Source organism: Legionella sp. km535 (assembly GCF_003990085.1).
Classification (GTDB): Bacteria; Pseudomonadota; Gammaproteobacteria; order Legionellales; family Legionellaceae; genus Legionella; species Legionella moravica.
The window spans coordinates 22740-42176 of record NZ_RZGU01000017.1; the positions used below are offsets into that span (position 1 = coordinate 22740).

Genomic DNA, 19437 nt, shown 5'->3' on the forward strand with positions numbered 1-19437 from the left:
ACCCTTTTTGTTGACCCTAATTGTTCCTAAAAGAAGTGCCTATGACCACAAATGACCAAGAACAGCAAAGCTCACAAATTACCAAAGTCATTAGCCTTGGTAAAGAACAAGGTTATTTGACCTATAGTCAAATAAACGACCTACTGCCTAATATAGTAGATACAGAGCATTTTGATGTCATCATAAGCATGCTTGAAGGCATGAACATCAAAGTATTTGAGCAACCACCGGGAGATGATGAACTCGCGCTCCTGCTCAATACTGAAGAAGTGCCTGATATCGAAGAAGCAGCTATGGTACTGGCGTCGGTTGATAAGGAAACAGGTCGAACCACCGATCCTGTGCGGATGTACATGCGAGAAATGGGAACAGTAGAACTACTGACCCGTGAAGGTGAAATACGCATAGCCAAACGGATTGAAGAAGGGATTTATCAGGTACTAAAATCTCTTGCCCACTACCCTGAAACAGTACAATTAGTTCTTGATGATTACGATCGCTTCAACGCTGAAGAGATACGACTCAATGAAATTATCAGTGGTTTTGCTGACTCAGATGAAGAAATTGCCCCAGCTGCCAATATTGGCTCCATGCTTGATGAAGATCAGCAGGAAGAAGTCATTCTTAGTGTTGTTGATGAAGAAGACGAAGATGGTGAAGGTGGACTGGCAGAAGTCGATGACGGCCCCAATCCTGAGCAAGCCAAAGTGTACTTTGATGAACTGCGGGAAAACTTCAACAATGCGATGGTCGCATTAAAAGAACACGGCAGAACCAATAAAAAGACTTTGGAATTACTGGAAATTATGTCCGATTCCTTCCTGAAACTGAAACTCACCTCAAGACAGGTTGATCGATTAACACGTCATTTCCGCCAACTCCGAAATCACATTAGAGAATTTGAGCGCGGAATCATGCGTCTTTGCATTGAAAAAGCCCGCATTCCACGCAAACTATTCATTGACACATTCCCAGGCCAGGAAACTGATCTGACATGGCTAGAAACCCTTTGCGCAAAACAGGCGAAAAAACTGGATTTAGCGCGCATAGAAGAACATAAAGAAGAAATTTTACGCCTACAAAGCAGACTAGCCTCCTTTGAAGTTGAATACGGCTTGATCATCAGTGAAATTAAAGACATTAATCGTAAAATGTCTATTGGTGAAGCTAAAGCAAGACGCGCTAAAAAAGAGATGGTTGAAGCAAACTTGCGTTTGGTAATTTCGATTGCCAAGAAATACACCAACCGAGGACTGCAATTCCTGGACTTAATTCAGGAAGGAAATATCGGACTGATGAAAGCAGTAGATAAATTTGAATACCGACGTGGATACAAATTCTCTACTTATGCTACCTGGTGGATCAGACAAGCAATCACTCGTTCCATTGCGGATCAGGCACGCACCATACGTATACCGGTACACATGATTGAGACCATCAACAAGCTGAACCGTATATCACGCCAGATTCTTCAGGAAACCGGACGTGAAGCAACACCGGAAGAATTAGCAGAAAAAATGGAACTGAGCGAAGATAAAATCCGCAAAGTACTGAAGATTGCTAAAGAACCCATTTCCATGGAAACCCCAGTTGGTGACGATGATGACTCTCATTTAGGCGACTTTATTGAAGACAACAACATCGAATCTCCAATTGACATGGCAACTGCGGAAGGCTTAAGAGAAGCAACTCTGGAAATACTAGAAACACTAACGCCAAGAGAAGCCAAAGTCCTGCGTATGCGTTTCGGCATCGAAATGAACACCGACCATACTCTGGAAGAAGTAGGAAAACAATTTGACGTAACCCGTGAGCGTATACGTCAAATTGAAGCAAAAGCATTACGAAAACTACGCCACCCTTCCCGTTCAGAGAAACTCCGAAGTTTCCTGGAAGGCGATGAAGGCTAAATTAATTGCCGTTTTTAAAACGGCAATTAAAAAATAAAAAAAACAGTAGAACATAAATCAAAATCAGTTTAAAATGACCCCTCTCGTCGGGCCCATAGCTCAGTTGGTCAGAGCAGCGGACTCATAATCCGTTGGTCCTAGGTTCAAGTCCTAGTGGGCCCACCAATTAAAGCCAGTAAAATCAATAAGTTGCAATCGACTATCCCAACCCCTCAAAAACCATTGTGGGGATTTTGTGGGGCACAGTAGACACAAACTCATAAACTAACTACCTTACGTCCATGAGATGTATCTTTTTCTTTCCTATTATTTGGATTACGAAGCAACGTGAGAACTACCCCACTTTGTTGCTTTTCGCAAACCTTGTTTCCAGCTTCATATAGATTCTGCAATTCAGCTGATGAGTAATGCGTTGTAATACGACCTGAACGATGCCCAAGCAAATCTTGCCTGTCTTCAAAACTCACACCGACAGATCTTAATCGCCGACCAAAGGTATGTTTTAGATCGTGAACTCGTACAAACTCTAAACCAGCTTTCTTGCGAGCTTCTTTCCAACCTGTATTATTTATACGGGTAACCGGATTACCTTTAAAGGTAAACACAAACTGCTTATGTTTTCCTCTTTGGTTATCAACTACCGATTTTGCCGTTTGATTACAGACAACCAAGCGCTCTTCACCATTTTTAACCATTTCAGGCGGTATGATGAACACCATTAAATGTGACAATTGAGGAATCTTAATTTCCCAATCCCATTGTAAGTGGCACACTTCACTCTCTCTGCATCCCGTATTCACTGCAAATAGCGCCATTTGCTCCAAATGCGATGGTAACTCAGCAAAAAGCTTATGTTGTTCATCCCAACTTAGCGGATAAGGCTTACGCAAATCATCTTCTGGCAATAATTTAATTTTAGGTGCATTCAGCAACCAAGTTAGCCCAAATTCATCAATCCACTCGGTTGCAGCCAAATTACAGATGCGACGTACGATTTTTAGACCATGATTAATCGTTCTTGTTTTAACCTGATCCTGACGTCTGCCATCAATAAACGGCTGTAAAGTACCCATATGAATCGAATCCAAAGGCATTTTTCCGATATATTGAACCAGTACACGTAAACGCCCTGCATCATCACTGATGCTGCGCTTATGTTGGTTTTCATCCAGAAATTTAATAGCAGCTTCCATAAATGTGCGCTTGGGTCTTACCCCAAACACACTCGCTTGCCTTATTTCTTCTAAACGTTTTGCAAAGTATTTTTCTGCTTCTTCGAGGTTGCCCGTACCAGTGCTTTCTCGAATTCTGCATCCAAAGACCGCTTTATCGATGTGCCAATAGTCACCTCTTTTGAAGAGACCCGGCGATTTTTTTCGTCCCATTGTTCCAAACTCCTCTGCTTGGTTACCGCAGGACGACCACTACACTGTATATAATCGTCCACCCAGGCGTCTAAATCAAGTCGATCAAATGCAACTCCCTGAACTCCCATTGGAATTTCAACCAAGTTAGGTCTAACATCTTTATTAAATCGATGGCGATCCATACCTACATAGGTTGGGGCATCTCTTAAGCGGATTAGTCGGGGGATTAGGTGAATATTGCCCATGATTTCTCAACTCCTGTAACTCATAAAACCAAAATACTCGTTTCGAGTATTTATTAGAGCATATTGAGCACATCACTGCAAATATTTTTTTAGGCTATACCTATAAGAATTTTATTTGTACAATGGCTATCAGAATTTAATATAAGGTGACATCAAAATGAGTTTAATGGACAAACTTGAATATGCTGTAGGGAATGAGTATTTGATCAGCCACAAAGATTTATTATTAGATACAAATCAAAACAAACAGAGCCAGGCCAATTCTAATAAAATAGTTTCAATACAAAAACAGTACCAGCCTGATAGCAATAAAATAGTGAACATAAAACAATTTAATGCATAAGCTAATAGTAGTAGGGTCGGGAATCAAATCGATTTCCCATCTGACCGAAGAAACTAAACGAGTTATTCAAAAGGCTGATAAGGTACTCTACCTTCTTAATGAAGATAACCTAAAACAATGGATTCAACGAGAAGCGAAAAATTCTGAATCGTTGGATTCTATCTACTTTAGCAGCGAAAAGCGGATTGAAGCTTATCAAGCATTAACAAATCATATTATTGAAGAATATAAGAAGGTTTCAATTTTATGTGTTGTTTTTTACGGCCACCCTACCGTTTTTGCAGACTCAGCACTTAATGCCGTGAGACAAATTAAGAAAGATGGTGGTGACACCATCATTCTGCCAGCAGTATCTACCCAAGACTGCTTATTTAGTGATCTTGAAATTGACCCAGGTGATCAGGGATGTTTTTCAATTGAAGCTACAGAGCTGGTATTATTTGAACGGTTCATTGATGTTCATGCGCATTTAATACTTTGGCAAGTTGCAAACTTTGGTAGAACTGATGGGAAAAAAACTAACTATCTAGCAATTTTAAAAGATTATCTAAGTGGTTACTATCAAGCGAATTACTCTATATGCCTTTATGAAGCTCCTTCCCTGCCTACTTGTTCCCCCCGAATTGAATGGATTCAACTTTGTAATCTTGAGTTATCAGTTATTTCTTCAATAACAACAGTATACATCCCTCCAGTCGAAAAAAAGACTATTAGCAACAAATACCTGAAGCTGCTCGATCTGACAATTGACGATTTAACACTAAGTTGATAAATACTCTGCTCGTTTTAATCTATACAACACGTGTCTAATAAGCGGGCTCCCTAACGGTACCTTTGGGTTGTCAAAATCATCTTCTGAATTAGTATGCAAGCCAATCTTTTGCATTACACGAATAGACGGTTTGTTTAATTCGGATGTAAACGAGACTACTTCATTCAAATCTAATTTCCTAAAAGCATAATCAAGTACAGCTTTGGCAGCCTCTGTTGCATAGCCTTGGTTCCAGTGTTTTGATGATAAACGCCAACCAATTTCAACCGCAGGAGTAAAATGAGCTTGAAATGTCGCAGTAAATAAACCTACAAAACCAATCATTTCACCCGTATTTTTAATTTCAGTAGCATATAGGGAAAAATTTTTTTCTTCTTGATGAGAAATAATTTTATCTATGAATGCAATGGTTTCTTCCCGCGCGGGTATGGCTGGGAAAAACTGCATTACTTTTGGGTCCTGGTTAATGACAATTAATGATTCCACATCCTTTTCTTGAAAAGTCCGTAGAAATAATCGTTTTGTTTCTAATATTCTCATCTATATAACCTTATTGTTTTCTTAATCTAACGCAACCTCTAAATAACTTCGCATCGCTGGCAAATTGCGTTTTATCGCTGCAATAAGAAAAAGCAAATCTGTTATCTGTTCCCTCTAATTCTTCAGAACTATTAATGCTTTTATTACTAGAGGATTTATAGTGGTAAAAAGAAAACTCCGTTTGTTTGCTTACATGATAAAGAAGACTTCCAAAAGCAGAACTGTTATCTGCAGTAAACTCTGACTGATAAGCCAACAGCACATTTTTTAGCATTTCCAGTTCACTATAAGCACTATTGCTTTGATTGGTTTTAAATGTATTAATCTTGGCAAAGGGACACTGTAAGGGATAATAAACACTATCAGCTTGACCATTCAAAGTTGACGGAACCATAACTGTCGCTGTGTATTCCAAGTCATAACATTCATTATAAATTTTCTGAATTGTCTTAACTGGAAAATACTGTTCATCAACTGCCGGTTTAACGCCAATACCAGAGCCCATACAAATATTAAAAATGTATTTTGCTGTATCCATGATAAATGGCGTAGGTCTGAAACGATTAATGCTCTTGGCACTGAGGAATAAATCGTTACAAGAAGCATCGTAAGTATTTTGGGTCAGCTTTTTTCTTAATGACTCCGAGAAGTATAGTTTCAGCTTAAGCCATTTATCATTATGTTTAACCTCATTGATAAACTGCTCTGAAAAATAAAGAATCTCGCTATGCCAGTTATCGATAGTATTTTTATCCTTCAATATCTCCTTGAATACCAAATAATGTTCGTAAGGAGACTTGGGAGCTGGAACGGCAACATTAAAATATTTCTGAATTCTTGCATGCTTTCTTTTGCAGCCGATATTCGGTAATAAAAAGGATGAAAGCGCCCCAGATGAAACGGAGAGCACATTGTTATCTACAGTCTGATCCTCATCAAAAATAACCTGCATATTAAAAATTGCACCAGGTCCCTGAACACAGTCTGGAAAGATACGCTCATCTTCACCAAAATAATGCCACTCGCAAAACTTATCCAATATTAAACCTAAAGGTAAACTATTTTTGCCATAGCCAAGATGATTGAATAACTCGTTATCTGTGTGCTTGCTGTCAATTTTTTCCATTTGACCACTGCTGGTTGGCAGATAAGCATGATTTTTAATACCGAAATGCTCACCAAATTTATAACGAGCCAGGTAGAATGGTATTTCTTTACCAGGTGTAATATCTTCAATGACACGATATATTGATTCGTTAACTTGCTTTACTTGATGCTTGACTTCATTCCATGAAACTCTAGTAATTTTGTTCATTCCTAAACACCCATACAGCAATTAAATTTCAATTATCATCCCTTAAAAATCAGGATAATTGCAGAAAGGGATTAAGTTTATCCATTTTTAATGGTAGAGTCACCTCTCAAAATAGTTTTAGGGAAAAAATATGCTGTTATCAGAAAAAATGCCAAAAGGAACCATGCCACTGTATTTAATACAGGCTTTTTCAACCTTTTCTTATGCAATTCTATATTCCTCATTATCACTGTTTCTCACTAAACAATTAGGACTGTCCAATACCCTTTCAAACAGCATTGTGGGTTTATTTCTCGCATTTAACTATGTTCTACATTTACTCGGCGGAGTGGTTGGTGGACGATTTTTAAGTAACAGATCCTTATTTTTGATTACTACAGCCATACAAACTATCGGTATTTTACTTTTGGCACTTTCGGTTAAGTCGTTGCTTTATCTTGGACTGAGTTTATTTCTAGTAGGATGTGGCTTAAACACCACCGCATACAACAGTATATTGACACAACGATTTGCTCCGGATGATAACCGCAGAGATAAAGCTTTTTTCTTGAGTTATTCTTACATGAATGTAGGCTTTTGCGCGGGCTACATCATCAGCGGCTTCTTTGATTACTCAAATCAATATCAAACTTTACTCTATGCCAGCATAATTCCAAACGTAATTACACTTTTGCTCATGTGGGGTTACTGGACAAACTTAAATGATCGCGACACTCCGTTGCTCAATGTTAAAAGCAAAGCTTCACTAAACTTCAAAAAAGCTATTGGCTGGGGAATTATCTTATCTCTTATTCCTTTCACCCTACTTTGTTTTCATAAAGCTCAGTTCAGTAATGGAGTTGTAGTAGGCCTAAGCGTTATTATGTTTTTTGTCATTTTATATCTTGGCTACCAACAAAAATCGACTTTGGATAAGCAAAAGATAATGACTTTTCTAATACTGACAGTAACCTCAATCTTATTCTGGATGATCTACTTCACAGGCCCAATGGGCATAACCCTATTTATTAAAAACAATGTTGATAAACATTTATTCCATTATGAAATGGCGACTCAATGGCTTTTGAATATCAATGCCATGGTAATCATTATCGGCGCCCCGTTGTTATCCATAGTGCTAACACGACTACAAGCAAAAGGGTACAATGTATCAATAACCAAACAATTTGTTTGGGCATTCCTGATATTAGCAGGTTCTTTCTTCTGCCTATCCAGCGGCATCCTCTCAGCTAATAAGCATGGATATGTTAGTGTTTATTGGGTAATGCTCCATTTCACCTCGCAAGCGATTGCAGAGTTATTAATAGGACCAGTCGGTTACGCCATGATTGGCAAAATTTCCCCTCCACATTTACAAGGTGTGCTTATGGGCACCTGGATGATGGTATCAGGCGTATCAGCCTCTTTATCACATTACTTTTCCAATGCTATGACCCAAGGTGAATCCACAAATCCATTGCTATCTAATGGTGATTACCTGCATGTATTTAACCAGCTGGGTATGTGGGCAATATTAGGTGCTGTTTTCCTTTACTTGATCGCAAAAAGAATCAGACCTGTTATCGAGCAAACAAAAGATTCAGAACTCTCGGAGGTTGTAACAGCTGCTTAAGAGAAAAGCCTCGATAGGTGATAAATTGCTCAAAATTGCATTTTACCTCTGATCTTTTCCATGTAAAAAAACTAATTTTATCGATATCGCCGCTATGGTTTACTGTTTTTCGACTGGACTATGCCGTATTAATATGAAAGCGAGGATGTTTTACATGGAATGTTTTATCGAGGTTGCGGAACCTGTTATTGATGTTAAGTTTCAATTAAAAAAAGATACTCAGAAATATTTAATTGATTATATTCTGTCCTACAGTAAATTAGACTGTAAAGAGCTGGCTCAAATACTTGAGGCTAGTCCCTTGATGCTCAGTCAGGTATTGGCTGGTAAGGAATTTTTAGGAGCTGCGAAAGCATATAACCTATTTCATTATTTCACCATGCTGATTGGGCATTAAAAATTTTAATCTCTATCAAACCATATCTGTTCTATGGTCAAAGATACCGTACAGAACAGATCCCCCATCAAATAAATCAAAACTAGTACACTTTGACGATAATCATGCTTACAAATTGATTAATCAAGATAAAGTCGATAGTATTAGCCGGTTTTAAACCTTTTTAGCCCAATGTGATCTGGTTTTCATTGGCTATACTTGTTTTTAATTGCAAAAATAATCATAAGAGAAGAGCAATGAATGATAGGTGGTTATCAGTTGATGAAATTGGCGAGTACCTCGGAGTTAAAAGAGATACTGTTTACAAGTGGATTAATGAAAAAGACATGCCAGCTCATAAAATTGGACGGCTGTGGAAGTTTAAGAAAGAGGATGTCGATATATGGGTAAAACAGAATGGGGCTGTTGATAATAGCTAAAAAACTGTGTTGCCTTTTGACAAGGTTGATATGAAATTTTAACAGTACTAAGCACATCTAAATGCATGTGCTCATAATATAGGATTGAACTGTGGATCATAGTGCTCATAATAAACTGGTTTCATTTATTTGGAATATTGCTGATGATTGTTTGCGTGATGTATATGTTCGAGGTAAATATCGTGATGTTATTCTACCAATGGTCGTATTGCGTAGATTAGATACCCTTTTGGAACCTACCAAAGCTAAAGTATTAGAAGAAATTCAGTTCCAGAAAGAAGAAATGAATGCTACAGAATTCGACGATGAGCCTTTAAAAGCTGCTTCTGGTTATGTATTTTACAACATTTCTAAATGGACACTAAAAAACTTATTCGATACTGCAACGAATAATCAACAAATCCTATTACAGAATTTCGAGGAATATTTACTTGGATTCAGCGATAACGTCAAAGAGATCATTGAATGCTTTAACTTAAAATCACAAATTCGCCATATGGCATCAAAGCAAGTGCTACTAGATGTAGTTGAAAAATTCGTTTCCCCGTATATCAATCTAACCCCAAAAGTCAGAGTAGATCCTGAAGGGAATAAGCTGCAAGCGCTGACTAACCTGGGAATGGGGTATGTTTTCGAAGAACTTATTCGTAAGTTTAACGAAGAAAACAATGAAGAAGCAGGAGAACACTTTACCCCAAGAGAAGTAATTGAGTTAATGACTCACCTAGTCTTTGATCCCATCAAGGCTCAATTACCACTGACCTTGACGATCTATGATCCAGCTTGTGGTAGCGGAGGAATGCTGACAGAATCGCAAAACTTTATCGAAGAAAAATACCCTAATGACAACCGAGACGTGTATTTATACGGTAAAGAAATCAATGATGAAACTTACGCTATTTGTAAGTCAGATATGATGATCAAGGGCAACAATCCTGAAAATATCAAAGTAGGCTCGACCTTATCTACTGATGAGTTTGCCACTCAACGCTTTGACTTTATGCTCTCGAATCCACCATACGGTAAAAGCTGGGCCTCAGATCAGAAACATATTAAAGATGGAAAGGATGTCATCGATCCCCGATTTAAAGTGACACTCAAAGACTTTTTTGGGAAAAATGAAGTTGTTGATGCGACACCACGTTCTAGTGATGGTCAGCTCCTTTTCCTGATGGAAATGGTTAACAAAATGAAGGATCCTGAAGTAAGTACACTGGGAAGCCGTATCGCATCAGTCCATAATGGTTCCAGCTTATTTACTGGTGATGCTGGTGGAGGTGAAAGTAATATTCGTAGGTATATTATAGAAAATGACCTATTGGAAGCTATTATTCAGCTTCCCAATAATCTTTTCTATAATACAGGTATTACTACCTATATATGGCTTTTAAATAACAATAAGTCAAACAATCTCAAAGGTAAAGTACAACTCATTGATGCCAGCCTACTTTACCGTAAGCTACGCAAAAACTTAGGTGAAAAAAACTGTGAGCTTGCGCCTGAACATATCCAAGAAATCGCACAAACTTATTTCGATCATGCGTCGATTGAGCGAGAAATTGATTCAAATAATGATCCCAAAGGTATTGCTAGCAAAATTTTCAAAAATGAAGATTTTGGCTACTGCAAAGTCGCTATAGAACGTCCTGATCGCCGCAAAGCTCAATTTACCCCAAAAGCTATTGCATCAATTCGTTTTGATAAAACTCTTAACAAAGTCATGGAATATTTATATGTAGAATATGGCGATAAAGTTTATGAAAAAGATTGCTTAAACTCGATCAAGAAGGAGGTTTTATCATGGTGTGAAATTAATGATATAAGCCTGAATGCAAAGGCAAAAGCAAAACTCTTCGACAGTAGATATTGGAGTTTTCTTAAAAACTTATACCAAAATGCTGAACTATTAATGGATGCAATTGGACAAGATGAATTTGATGACTTCAACGCTTTTGTAAATTCTGTAGAAAAGGAGCTTAACACTCGAAAAATTGTATTATCTGCTACGGAGAAAAAAATAATTTTAAATGCTGTTAGCTGGTACAGTGAGTCAGCTGCAAAAGTAATTAAAAAAACAATTAAACTGAGTGGCGAAAAACTGGCTTTATTAATACATCGCTATGATTGTGAAGAAAGAGAACTATCCTATTTTGGGTATTACCCAACTGGTAGAAAAAATGAATATGTTACTTATGAGACATGCTCCGACTTACGTGATTACGAGCTCATTCCACTACACCAATCAATTCAAAGATACTTTCTAACGGAAGTAAAACCTCATGTGGATGACGCTTGGATCAATTTAGATTCAGTTAAAATTGGTTATAAAATCAACTTCAATAAGTATTTCTATCGCCAAAAACCTCTTCGCTCTTTGGATGAAGTCGCATCTGACATCATAACCCTTGAACAAAAATGTGAGGGGCTAATCGCTCAAATTTTACATGTAGATATTGCTAACGTTAAAGGAGAGCAACTATGTTAGCCTCTACAGGTACAACGAATTATAATTCCTATAAAAACTCTGGCCTTGACTTTGTCAGATTATTGCCTACAAGCTGGGATATCATCCCTATTAGAGCTATCTTCAACGAACGAAATGAAAAAAATATTGGACCAAAAACAGACTTTATTTTATCTGTTACAAGGCAACGAGGTGTTATACCATACGATGAGAAAGGTGCTATAGGAAATAACAAATCTGAAGATATTGAACATTATAAAATTGTTTATGAAGATGATTTAGTAATTAACAAAATGAATGTCGTTATAGGCTCACTTGGTTTATCAAAATATTATGGCGCTTTAAGCCAAGTGTATATTGTTCTAAAACCCAAAACATCAGAGTTTAATATAAAATATTACGCCTATATGTTTTTAAATGAGCCTTTTTATAAATCCCTTATCAAATATTGCACAGGTATAATGGATCTCAGGGAAAGCTTAGACCGAGATGAATTTAAAAAACTTTATTTACCATATCCATCTCAAGCAGAACAAAATGCAATTGCCCTTTTTCTTGATAAAAAAACATCCCAAATCAATGAAGCAATAGCTATAAAAGAACGACAAATTAAGCTATTAAAAGAACGAAAGAAAATCATTATTCAAAAAGCTGTTACCCAAGGACTTACTCCTAATGTTCCAATGAAAAAATCTGGTATTGACTGGATCAATACAATTCCTGAACATTGGGAAATCGTAAGATTTAAAAATCTATTCACACAAAGTCGGCTGTCCGTTAGTAAAAATGATGGGGTCGTAACCGCCTACCGAGACGGTCAAGTTACACTTCGATCAAACCGACGTCTAGATGGATATACGGAGGCTATATTAGAAGGTGGGTACCAAGGAATTCGTTCAGGTCAACTAGTTCTAAATTCGATGGATGCTTTTGAAGGTGCTATTGGTGTTTCAGACTCAGATGGAAAATGTACGCCAGAATATGTAATTTGTGATCCAAAATCTAGCGCAATTTCTCAATACTACTTTGCATATCTTTTAAGAGAAATGGCTCTTTCAAAATATATTCAAGTAATCTGTAATGCAGTAAGACAACGTGCAGTAAGAATCCGCTTTAATAACCTAGCTTCTCAATTTTTAATATTACCTTCTAGGGAAGAACAAAATTCTATAGTTCAATACATTGAGAGAGAATCAAAAAAAATTGATTTGGGGCTTGAGTATCTACATCAGCAAATCGCAAAACTAAAAGAATATAAAACTACACTAATTAACAGTGCTGTTACAGGTAAAATCAAAGTGGTATAGCTAGGAGCAAAGATGGTAAGTCAAACAAACGAGAACGCACTAGAGACAGCCATTGAAAATTGGCTAACCGAAATCGGTAGCCAAAAGTTAAAGGAAGACATATCTAGTAGATCAAGATATGAAGTTGGCTTCCCATCAGACTTCAACATACAATATGCCTTAGATGAGCGATTCTTTTGGCAATTTATAGAAAAAACACAAGCTATGGAGCTAACTAAGCTCAAAAGAAATAATCCTATTGACTGGAAAAGAAAACTATATGAACGGTATGACCGATTAATAAAAAAACACGGTATCTTACACCTTTTAAAAAAAGGGCTAAGTGTAGACAATGCTCATTTCCACTTGATGTACCCCGTCCCACTTACCAGTAGCAGTGAAAAAGTAAAACAAAACTTTGAAGACAATATATTCAGCTGCTCGAGACAAATCAGATATTCTCAAGGAAATCCTCTGCAAGAAATTGATATGGTGCTATTTATTAATGGTATTCCAATCATTACCCTTGAACTAAAAAATGCTTGGACAGGCCAAACTGCTCGCTATCATGGCCAAAAACAATATCGAGAGGATAGAGACATCAGCCAACCCTTATTGACATTTGCACGTTGCTTAGTTCATATGACTGTGGATACCGATGAAGTATACATGACAACTAAATTGGCAGGTAAAAGTACTTTTTTCCTACCCTTTAATAAAGGTCATAACTTGGGACAAGGTAATCCACCTAATCCCAACGGCCATAAAACAGCTTATCTATGGGAAGAGATTTTCACCAAGGAAAGTATTGCTAATATTATTCAACACTTTGTTCGACTGGATGGGACCAGTAAAGATCCGCTCAATAAGCGAACTTTATTTTTCCCCCGCTATCATCAACTGGATGTTGTTCGAAAGTTAATTGACCATGCATCTAAGAATGGTGTTGGCAAAACATACTTGATTCAGCACTCAGCTGGCTCTGGTAAATCAAACTCAATAACCTGGGCAGCTTATCAGCTGATTGAAACCTATCCTGTTTCAAAAGAGATTTCAGGAGGTCGAAGTATTGACCTGCCATTATTTGACTCTGTCATCGTTGTCACCGATCGCCGACTTCTGGATAAACAACTAAGAGATAATATTAAAGAATTTTCAGAAGTTAAAAATATTATTGCGCCTGCATATAAATCATCAGAGTTAAAACAGGCTTTAGAAAGCGGCAAGAAAATCATCATCACCACTATTCAGAAATTCCCTTTCATCATTGATGGTATTTCGGATATGGGTGATAAACGATTTGCTGTAATCATTGATGAAGCTCATAGTTCACAATCTGGATCAGCTCATGACAGTATGAATAAAGCGATTGGGAAATCTGACATAGAAGATACTGAGGACGCTCAGGATAAAATCCTAAAAGCAATGAAGTCGAGAAAAATGCGTGGTAATGCCTCATATTTAGCATTTACAGCAACCCCTAAAAATACGACCTTGGAAAAATTTGGTCAACAACAAGAAGATGGATCGTTCCAGCCCTTCCACCTTTATTCGATGAGGCAAGCAATAGAAGAAGGCTTCATTCTAGATGTGTTAACCAATTATACTACCTATAAAAGCTACTATGAGATTGAGAAATCCATAATTGAAAACCCTGAATTTGAAAGCAAAAAAGCTCAGAAAAAACTGCGAGCTTATGTTGAGCGAAGCCAGCAAACCATTAATACCAAAGCTGAAATTATGATGGAGCAATTCATTCCTCATGTTGTCAATGCCAAAAAGCTAAGAGGAAAAGCTAAAGGGATGGTCGTTACTCAAAACATTGAAACCGCTATTCGATACTACAAAGCCATCAATCGTATTCTAGAAGAGCAGGGAAACCCTTTTAAAGTATTAGTCGCATTTTCTGGTGCAAAAGAAATTGATGGTATTGAATACACAGAGGCAGACATTAACGGATTCTCCGATTCTGATACAAAAGACAAATTCGATACAGATAATTATCGATTGTTGGTTGTGGCAAATAAGTACACAACAGGATTTGATCAGCCAAAACTATGTGCGATGTATGTAGACAAAAAATTGGCTGGAGTCCAATGCGTGCAAACTTTATCACGCTTAAACCGATCAGCACCTAAATTAGGGAAGAAAACTGAGGACCTTTTTATTTTAGATTTTTTTAATAGTGTAGATGATATCAAAAACGCATTTGATCCATTCTATACTGCAACCTCATTGTCTCAAGCTACCGATATCAACGTACTCCACGAATTGAAGGATGAAATGGATGATTTAGGTGTCTATGAATGGTACGAAGTCGAAGACTTCGTAATGCGTTACTTTAATAATGAAGATGCACAAAAATTAAGTCCGATCATTGATATCGCAGCGAGTCGCTTTGAAAATGAATTAGAGCTGGAAAATGAAGCCAAGGTAGACTTTAAAATCAAAGCAAAGCAATTTGTAAAAATTTATGGACAAATGGCCGCCATCATGCCATTTGAAATAGAGTCTTGGGAAAAGTTATTCTGGTTCTTAAAATTTCTCATTCCAAAGTTAAAAGTAGCTGATCCAGATGCCGATGCTTTTGATAAGCTCCTTGAATCTGTTGACTTAAGTTCTTATGGCCTTCAAAGAGTTAAGCTCAATCACACAATACAGCTCGATGAATCCGCTTCAGAGCTAGATCCTCAAAATCCAAACCCTAGGGGTGCCTATGGAGGAGAAAGAGAAACTGATCCCCTAGATGATATCATCCGCACTTTCAATGAACGCTGGTTCCAGGGGTGGAGCGCAACACCAGAAGAACAGAAAGTCAAATTTGTGAATATAGCTGAAAGCATTAAAAACCATCCTGACTTTGAAACCAAATATAAGAACAATCCTGACCCCCATAACAGGGACTTGGCCTTTGAGAAAATATTAAAAGAGATCATGCTTCTAAGGCGTAAAGATGAATTAGAACTTTATAAACTATTCGCCAATGATTCCGCATTTAAATCATCTTGGACCCAAAGTATGCAACGGTTGTTAGGGAGTTAACATGTATAGTGAGAACCAGCATATAAGCGAATGGCTATCAAATCGCCCTAAGTGGCTACAAATGGCTGCAAAACACATACTTGAATTTACTGAAATTAATGAATCCACTATTAGCGAACTTGTTGAGCTATGTCGACTGGAAACTAGTAATGAATTTCCTAACATAGATTACAGCATACCAAAAGATGCTTTTAGTTCACATGACTCAGAAGAAATACGGCTATGTTCAATTAGCGAAGTTAGCGGTGTTAACAAACTTGCCCCACAAAAACCCCTTAATTTTGGAAGTAGTAATATTACTGTGATTTATGGGCACAATGGTTCAGGAAAAACAGGCTACGTTAGACTACTAAAACATATATGTGGCGTTCGGGATTGTATTCGAGATGAGCTGCATAATAATGTATTTTCGTCAGATGATGTGCCTCGAAATGCAAAAATATCTTTTTTAAAACAATACTCACCTACAGAGTATCAATGGTCTGGCCAAGGACTATGTGATGAACTCTGCTCCGTTGATATTTTCGATGCTTCCTTTAGTAGAGTGTTTGTTGGAGAAGAAAATGAAGTAAGCTACGAGCCTTTACTTCTATCTTTTTTTAGTCAACTTATTGATATATGTGAGGAAGTTGGAAAGAATCTTGATAGTGAAGTAGAAAAACTTATCTCCAAAATGCCTAAAATACCTGATGCATTAATTAACACTACCAGCTCAGAATGGTTAAAAAAACTTAATGACAAAATTTCACCCGAAGATATTGATCAATATTGTCTTTTTACAGTAATAGATGAAAAAGAATTACAAGATATACATGAGAGGATTTCCGAAAAATCCCCTGCGGACAAAGCAAAGCAGTTGCAGAACAGAAAGTTTCATGCAGATAGCATTGTTAGGGATATTAAAGGCTACATTGAGAAATTATCCGATGAAAAATGTAAGCAATTTATTAAGACTAAAAAACAATCCATTATAAAAAAAGAGGTTGCTGATGCGGCTGCTAAAAAAGTGTTCAGCAATGCACAGATTGAAGGGATAGGTTCTGACACTTGGAAAGAGCTATGGGAAGCAGCCCGGAAATACTCTGAAGAAATGGTGTATCCTACGCAAGAATTTCCAGTTATTCAATCAAATTCTGTTTGTGTATTATGTCACCAAGAGCTAACTGAGGATGCCCAAAAGAGATTTTCTTCTTTTGAATCATACATAAGAGGGGAAACACAAAAGCAAGCAGATCAGGCAAAACATACACTAGAACAGGCTATAAATAATTTACCCAACATTCCACTAATAACAGAGTTTAAAACCAAGTTTGATGCTGCTGGTATAGAAGATCAAAGTATTATCGACTCACTGATGCATACGATTAATTTTCTAAGCGATAGAAAAGCAAGTTTATTAACAATCCAATCCGAATCTGAATTAAGTCCTATTCAGTCAGCTCAGCCTGTCATAGATTCAATACAAATAATAGCTCATGAATATGAAGAAAGAGCAGGTAAACATTTAGATGATGCAAAAAATGAAAATAGGGATGCGCTAAAAAATAAGTTGAATCAACTAAAAGCCAAAAAATGGCTTTCTGAACAAAAAGTTGCAATACAAGAAGAAGTTAATCGCCTACAACTCCTTAACAATATTCAAGAAGCTAAAAAGAAAACCAACTCGACTTCTTTATCTAAGAAAAAAGGTGAGCTTTCTGAAATGCTTATCACTGCAGCTTTTGTTGATCGTTTTAATAGCGAGCTAAACTTATTGGGAGCCTCAAAACTTGAAGTCGAACTAATAAAATCCAGAGTTTCAAAAGGTAAAGTCTTACATACTCTCAAGTTACGAGGTGCAGATCACAATCTGCAGGATGTGCTTAGCGAAGGTGAAAACCGAGTTGTCTCTATTGCCGCATTTCTAGCAGATGTATGCGGAAAAAATTATCCATCTCCCTTTGTATTTGATGATCCTATTTCATCGCTAGATCAAGATTATGAAGAAGCGGTTGTTCAACGACTTTGCTCTCTCGCTACAGAAAGGCAAGTAATTATCTTCACCCATCGCCTATCCCTTTTAGGTATGATTCAAGATTATGCAAAAAAAGCAAATATTGAACCTGAAATCCTATGCATCCGAGAAGAACCATGGGGTACTGGTGAACCTGGTGATACCCCTCTTTTTGCAAAAAAACCAGATAAAGCATTAAATCAGCTTATGAATGATCGCCTCTCTAAAGCGACAAGACTTTTAAAAGAGCATGGAAGGGAAGCATATGATCCCTACGTAAAATCACTATGCAGTGATTTTAGAATCCTCTTGGAAAGGATGATTGAATGTGAACTTATGTCAGGTGTTGTAGAACGCTATCGACGTGCAATTAACACTATGGGAAAAATTTCCAATCTAGCAAAAATTTCGATGGAAGATTGTAACTATTTTGATGAACTAATGACAAAATACTCAAGATATGAACATTCACAACCTATTGAAGCCCCTATCAGGTTACCAGAACCTGGTGAACTAGAAAAAGACTTTAAAGAATTACAACAATGGCTAACTGAATTTAAGATAAGAACTCCAAAGCCTTCATCCCAGGAGAGTTAATGAAAACTTCCTTTATCCACACTGCCGACTGGCAAATAGGGAAACAATTCGCCAATATAAAGGGGGACATTGCAGCCTTCCTCCGCGAAGCAAGATTCGATGTCATTAAGACCCTCGCTGGCCTTGCAAATCAGCACAAAGCAGACGCAATTCTGGTTGCCGGTGATGTGTTTGATGCAAATGAAGTCAGTGATACAACTATCAGAAAAACACTTAATGCTATGCAGGAATATAAAGGACCGTGGGTATTATTGCCTGGTAACCATGATCCAGCATTGGCACAAAGTGTATGGACTCGAATGAAAAATTTACCTGAAAAAACAGATAATATTATTTTGGCTTTGGAGCCTGAATCTATATCAGTTGCTAATGATAAACTTCTAATATTGCCGGCACCATTAAAATTACGCCATGAATATAAAGATTTAACAGAATGGTATGATACATTCCAAGCCCCTTCATCAGCTTTTAAAGTGGGACTGGCACATGGTTCGATTGAAGGATTCTTACCTGAATCTGCTGAAATTCATAATATGATATCTTATCAGCGAACCGAAAAAGCAGAATTGGATTATCTCGCTTTAGGTGACTGGCATGGTCAAATGAAGGTCTCAACTAAAGCATGGTATGCCGGAACGCCAGAACAAGATCGATTTCAAGATAACGAACCGGGCAAGGCTTTATTGGTGACACTAAATAAAAATGACGACGTGCCAAGGGTTGAATCCTTAGATACTGGAAAATACCAATGGCATAAAATTCAATTTGCTATATTTACGGCAAATGATATCGAAGCTCTAAATGATGATTTTTCAAAGTTTCAATCTGCTAAAAACCAGGTAATATCATTGAGCTTAGATGGTAATTTATCTTTGGAGAATCGTCAGAAATTAGAACAGTTGCTAGACAGCTGGAAAGCGAAGTTCGCAATGCTGGAAATAGACGATACAAATCTAAAGCTAAGTCCTTCTGAACAGGATTTACAGGATTTTCAATCCGCAGGATTCTTAAGTAATACCTTGGAGAAACTTTTAGCGATCAAAGAGAATGAATCAAATGAACAGCATCCCTTTGCTGATAGAGCTATCCAAATGCTTTGGCAAGAGCTGCAATCAAATAAAGGGGTTGGTTAAAT

15 protein-coding genes and 1 tRNA gene are annotated in these 19437 nt (G+C 37.3%); 12 read left to right on the forward strand and 4 right to left on the reverse strand.

Features of this window, described 5'->3' with window-relative positions:
- The first annotated feature begins 41 nt into the window (after positions 1 to 41).
- Positions 42 to 1910 (forward strand): RNA polymerase sigma factor RpoD, encoded by a 1869-nt coding sequence (rpoD, locus tag ELY21_RS10800; protein ID WP_127109417.1) that lies wholly within the window; start codon positions 42 to 44, stop codon positions 1908 to 1910.
- A gap of 88 nt (positions 1911 to 1998) precedes the next feature.
- Positions 1999 to 2075, forward strand: a tRNA-Ile gene (locus ELY21_RS10805).
- A gap of 92 nt (positions 2076 to 2167) precedes the next feature.
- On the opposite strand, the gene ELY21_RS10810 is transcribed toward ELY21_RS10805, so the two are convergent.
- Positions 2168 to 3103: a site-specific integrase gene (locus ELY21_RS10810; RefSeq protein WP_127109419.1), complete on the reverse strand. Its 936-nt coding sequence runs from the start codon at positions 3101 to 3103 to the stop codon at positions 2168 to 2170.
- Between the two features lie 50 nt (positions 3104 to 3153).
- Entirely contained in the window at positions 3154 to 3522 is a 369-nt protein-coding gene (locus ELY21_RS15860) for a hypothetical protein (protein WP_058450423.1), read from the reverse strand.
- Positions 3523 to 3679: 157 nt separating this feature from the next.
- Between ELY21_RS15860 and ELY21_RS10820 the strand changes: the two genes are divergently transcribed.
- Together ELY21_RS10820 and ELY21_RS10825 are read left to right on the forward strand one after the other, a co-directional pair.
- A complete protein-coding gene (locus ELY21_RS10820; protein ID WP_027265163.1) occupies positions 3680 to 3865 on the forward strand; it encodes a hypothetical protein in 186 nt (61 codons plus the stop codon).
- The gene (locus tag ELY21_RS10825; RefSeq protein ID WP_127109421.1) at positions 3858 to 4634 is read left to right on the forward strand and encodes an SAM-dependent methyltransferase; all 777 of its coding nucleotides are present in this window, start codon (positions 3858 to 3860) and stop codon (positions 4632 to 4634) included. The genes ELY21_RS10820 and ELY21_RS10825 overlap by 8 nt, the downstream gene beginning before the upstream one ends.
- Here ELY21_RS10825 and ELY21_RS10830 read toward each other — a convergent pair.
- Positions 4626 to 5177: a GNAT family N-acetyltransferase gene (locus ELY21_RS10830; RefSeq protein WP_127109423.1), complete on the reverse strand. Its 552-nt coding sequence runs from the start codon at positions 5175 to 5177 to the stop codon at positions 4626 to 4628. The genes ELY21_RS10825 and ELY21_RS10830 overlap by 9 nt on opposite strands.
- Before the next feature lie 10 nt (positions 5178 to 5187).
- Positions 5188 to 6492 carry a hypothetical protein gene (locus tag ELY21_RS10835; protein WP_127109426.1) on the reverse strand — a complete coding sequence of 435 codons (1305 nt, stop codon included), beginning with the start codon at positions 6490 to 6492 and terminating at the stop codon, positions 5188 to 5190.
- A 130-nt stretch (positions 6493 to 6622) separates the two neighbouring features.
- Here ELY21_RS10835 and ELY21_RS10840 point away from each other — a divergent pair, with 130 nt between their 5' ends.
- From ELY21_RS10840 to ELY21_RS10875, 8 genes are all read left to right on the forward strand, one after another.
- On the forward strand, positions 6623 to 8104 hold the full coding sequence (locus ELY21_RS10840; RefSeq protein ID WP_127109428.1) for a peptide MFS transporter: 1482 nt from the start codon (positions 6623 to 6625) through the stop codon (positions 8102 to 8104).
- Positions 8105 to 8258: 154 nt separating this feature from the next.
- Positions 8259 to 8501 carry a hypothetical protein gene (locus ELY21_RS10845; RefSeq protein ID WP_127109430.1) on the forward strand — a complete coding sequence of 81 codons (243 nt, stop codon included), beginning with the start codon at positions 8259 to 8261 and terminating at the stop codon, positions 8499 to 8501.
- A 236-nt stretch (positions 8502 to 8737) separates the two neighbouring features.
- Complete coding sequence (locus tag ELY21_RS10850; protein WP_127109432.1) at positions 8738 to 8920, forward strand: helix-turn-helix domain-containing protein; 183 nt, start codon at positions 8738 to 8740, stop codon at positions 8918 to 8920.
- 91 nt (positions 8921 to 9011) lie between these two features.
- Positions 9012 to 11405, forward strand: a complete 2394-nt coding sequence (locus tag ELY21_RS10855) for a class I SAM-dependent DNA methyltransferase (RefSeq protein ID WP_127109434.1) — start codon at positions 9012 to 9014, stop codon at positions 11403 to 11405.
- Complete coding sequence (locus ELY21_RS10860) at positions 11399 to 12691, forward strand: restriction endonuclease subunit S (protein WP_127109436.1); 1293 nt, start codon at positions 11399 to 11401, stop codon at positions 12689 to 12691. Before ELY21_RS10855 ends, ELY21_RS10860 begins: the two co-directional genes overlap by 7 nt.
- A gap of 12 nt (positions 12692 to 12703) precedes the next feature.
- Positions 12704 to 15712, forward strand: coding sequence for a type I restriction endonuclease subunit R (locus ELY21_RS10865; protein ID WP_127109438.1), 3009 nt, complete (start codon positions 12704 to 12706; stop codon positions 15710 to 15712).
- Between the two features lies 1 nt (position 15713).
- Positions 15714 to 18302 carry a hypothetical protein gene (locus tag ELY21_RS10870; RefSeq protein WP_127109439.1) on the forward strand — a complete coding sequence of 863 codons (2589 nt, stop codon included), beginning with the start codon at positions 15714 to 15716 and terminating at the stop codon, positions 18300 to 18302.
- Complete coding sequence (locus tag ELY21_RS10875) at positions 18302 to 19435, forward strand: DNA repair exonuclease (protein ID WP_127109440.1); 1134 nt, start codon at positions 18302 to 18304, stop codon at positions 19433 to 19435. Before ELY21_RS10870 ends, ELY21_RS10875 begins: the two co-directional genes overlap by 1 nt.
- Positions 19436 to 19437 lie beyond the last annotated feature (2 nt).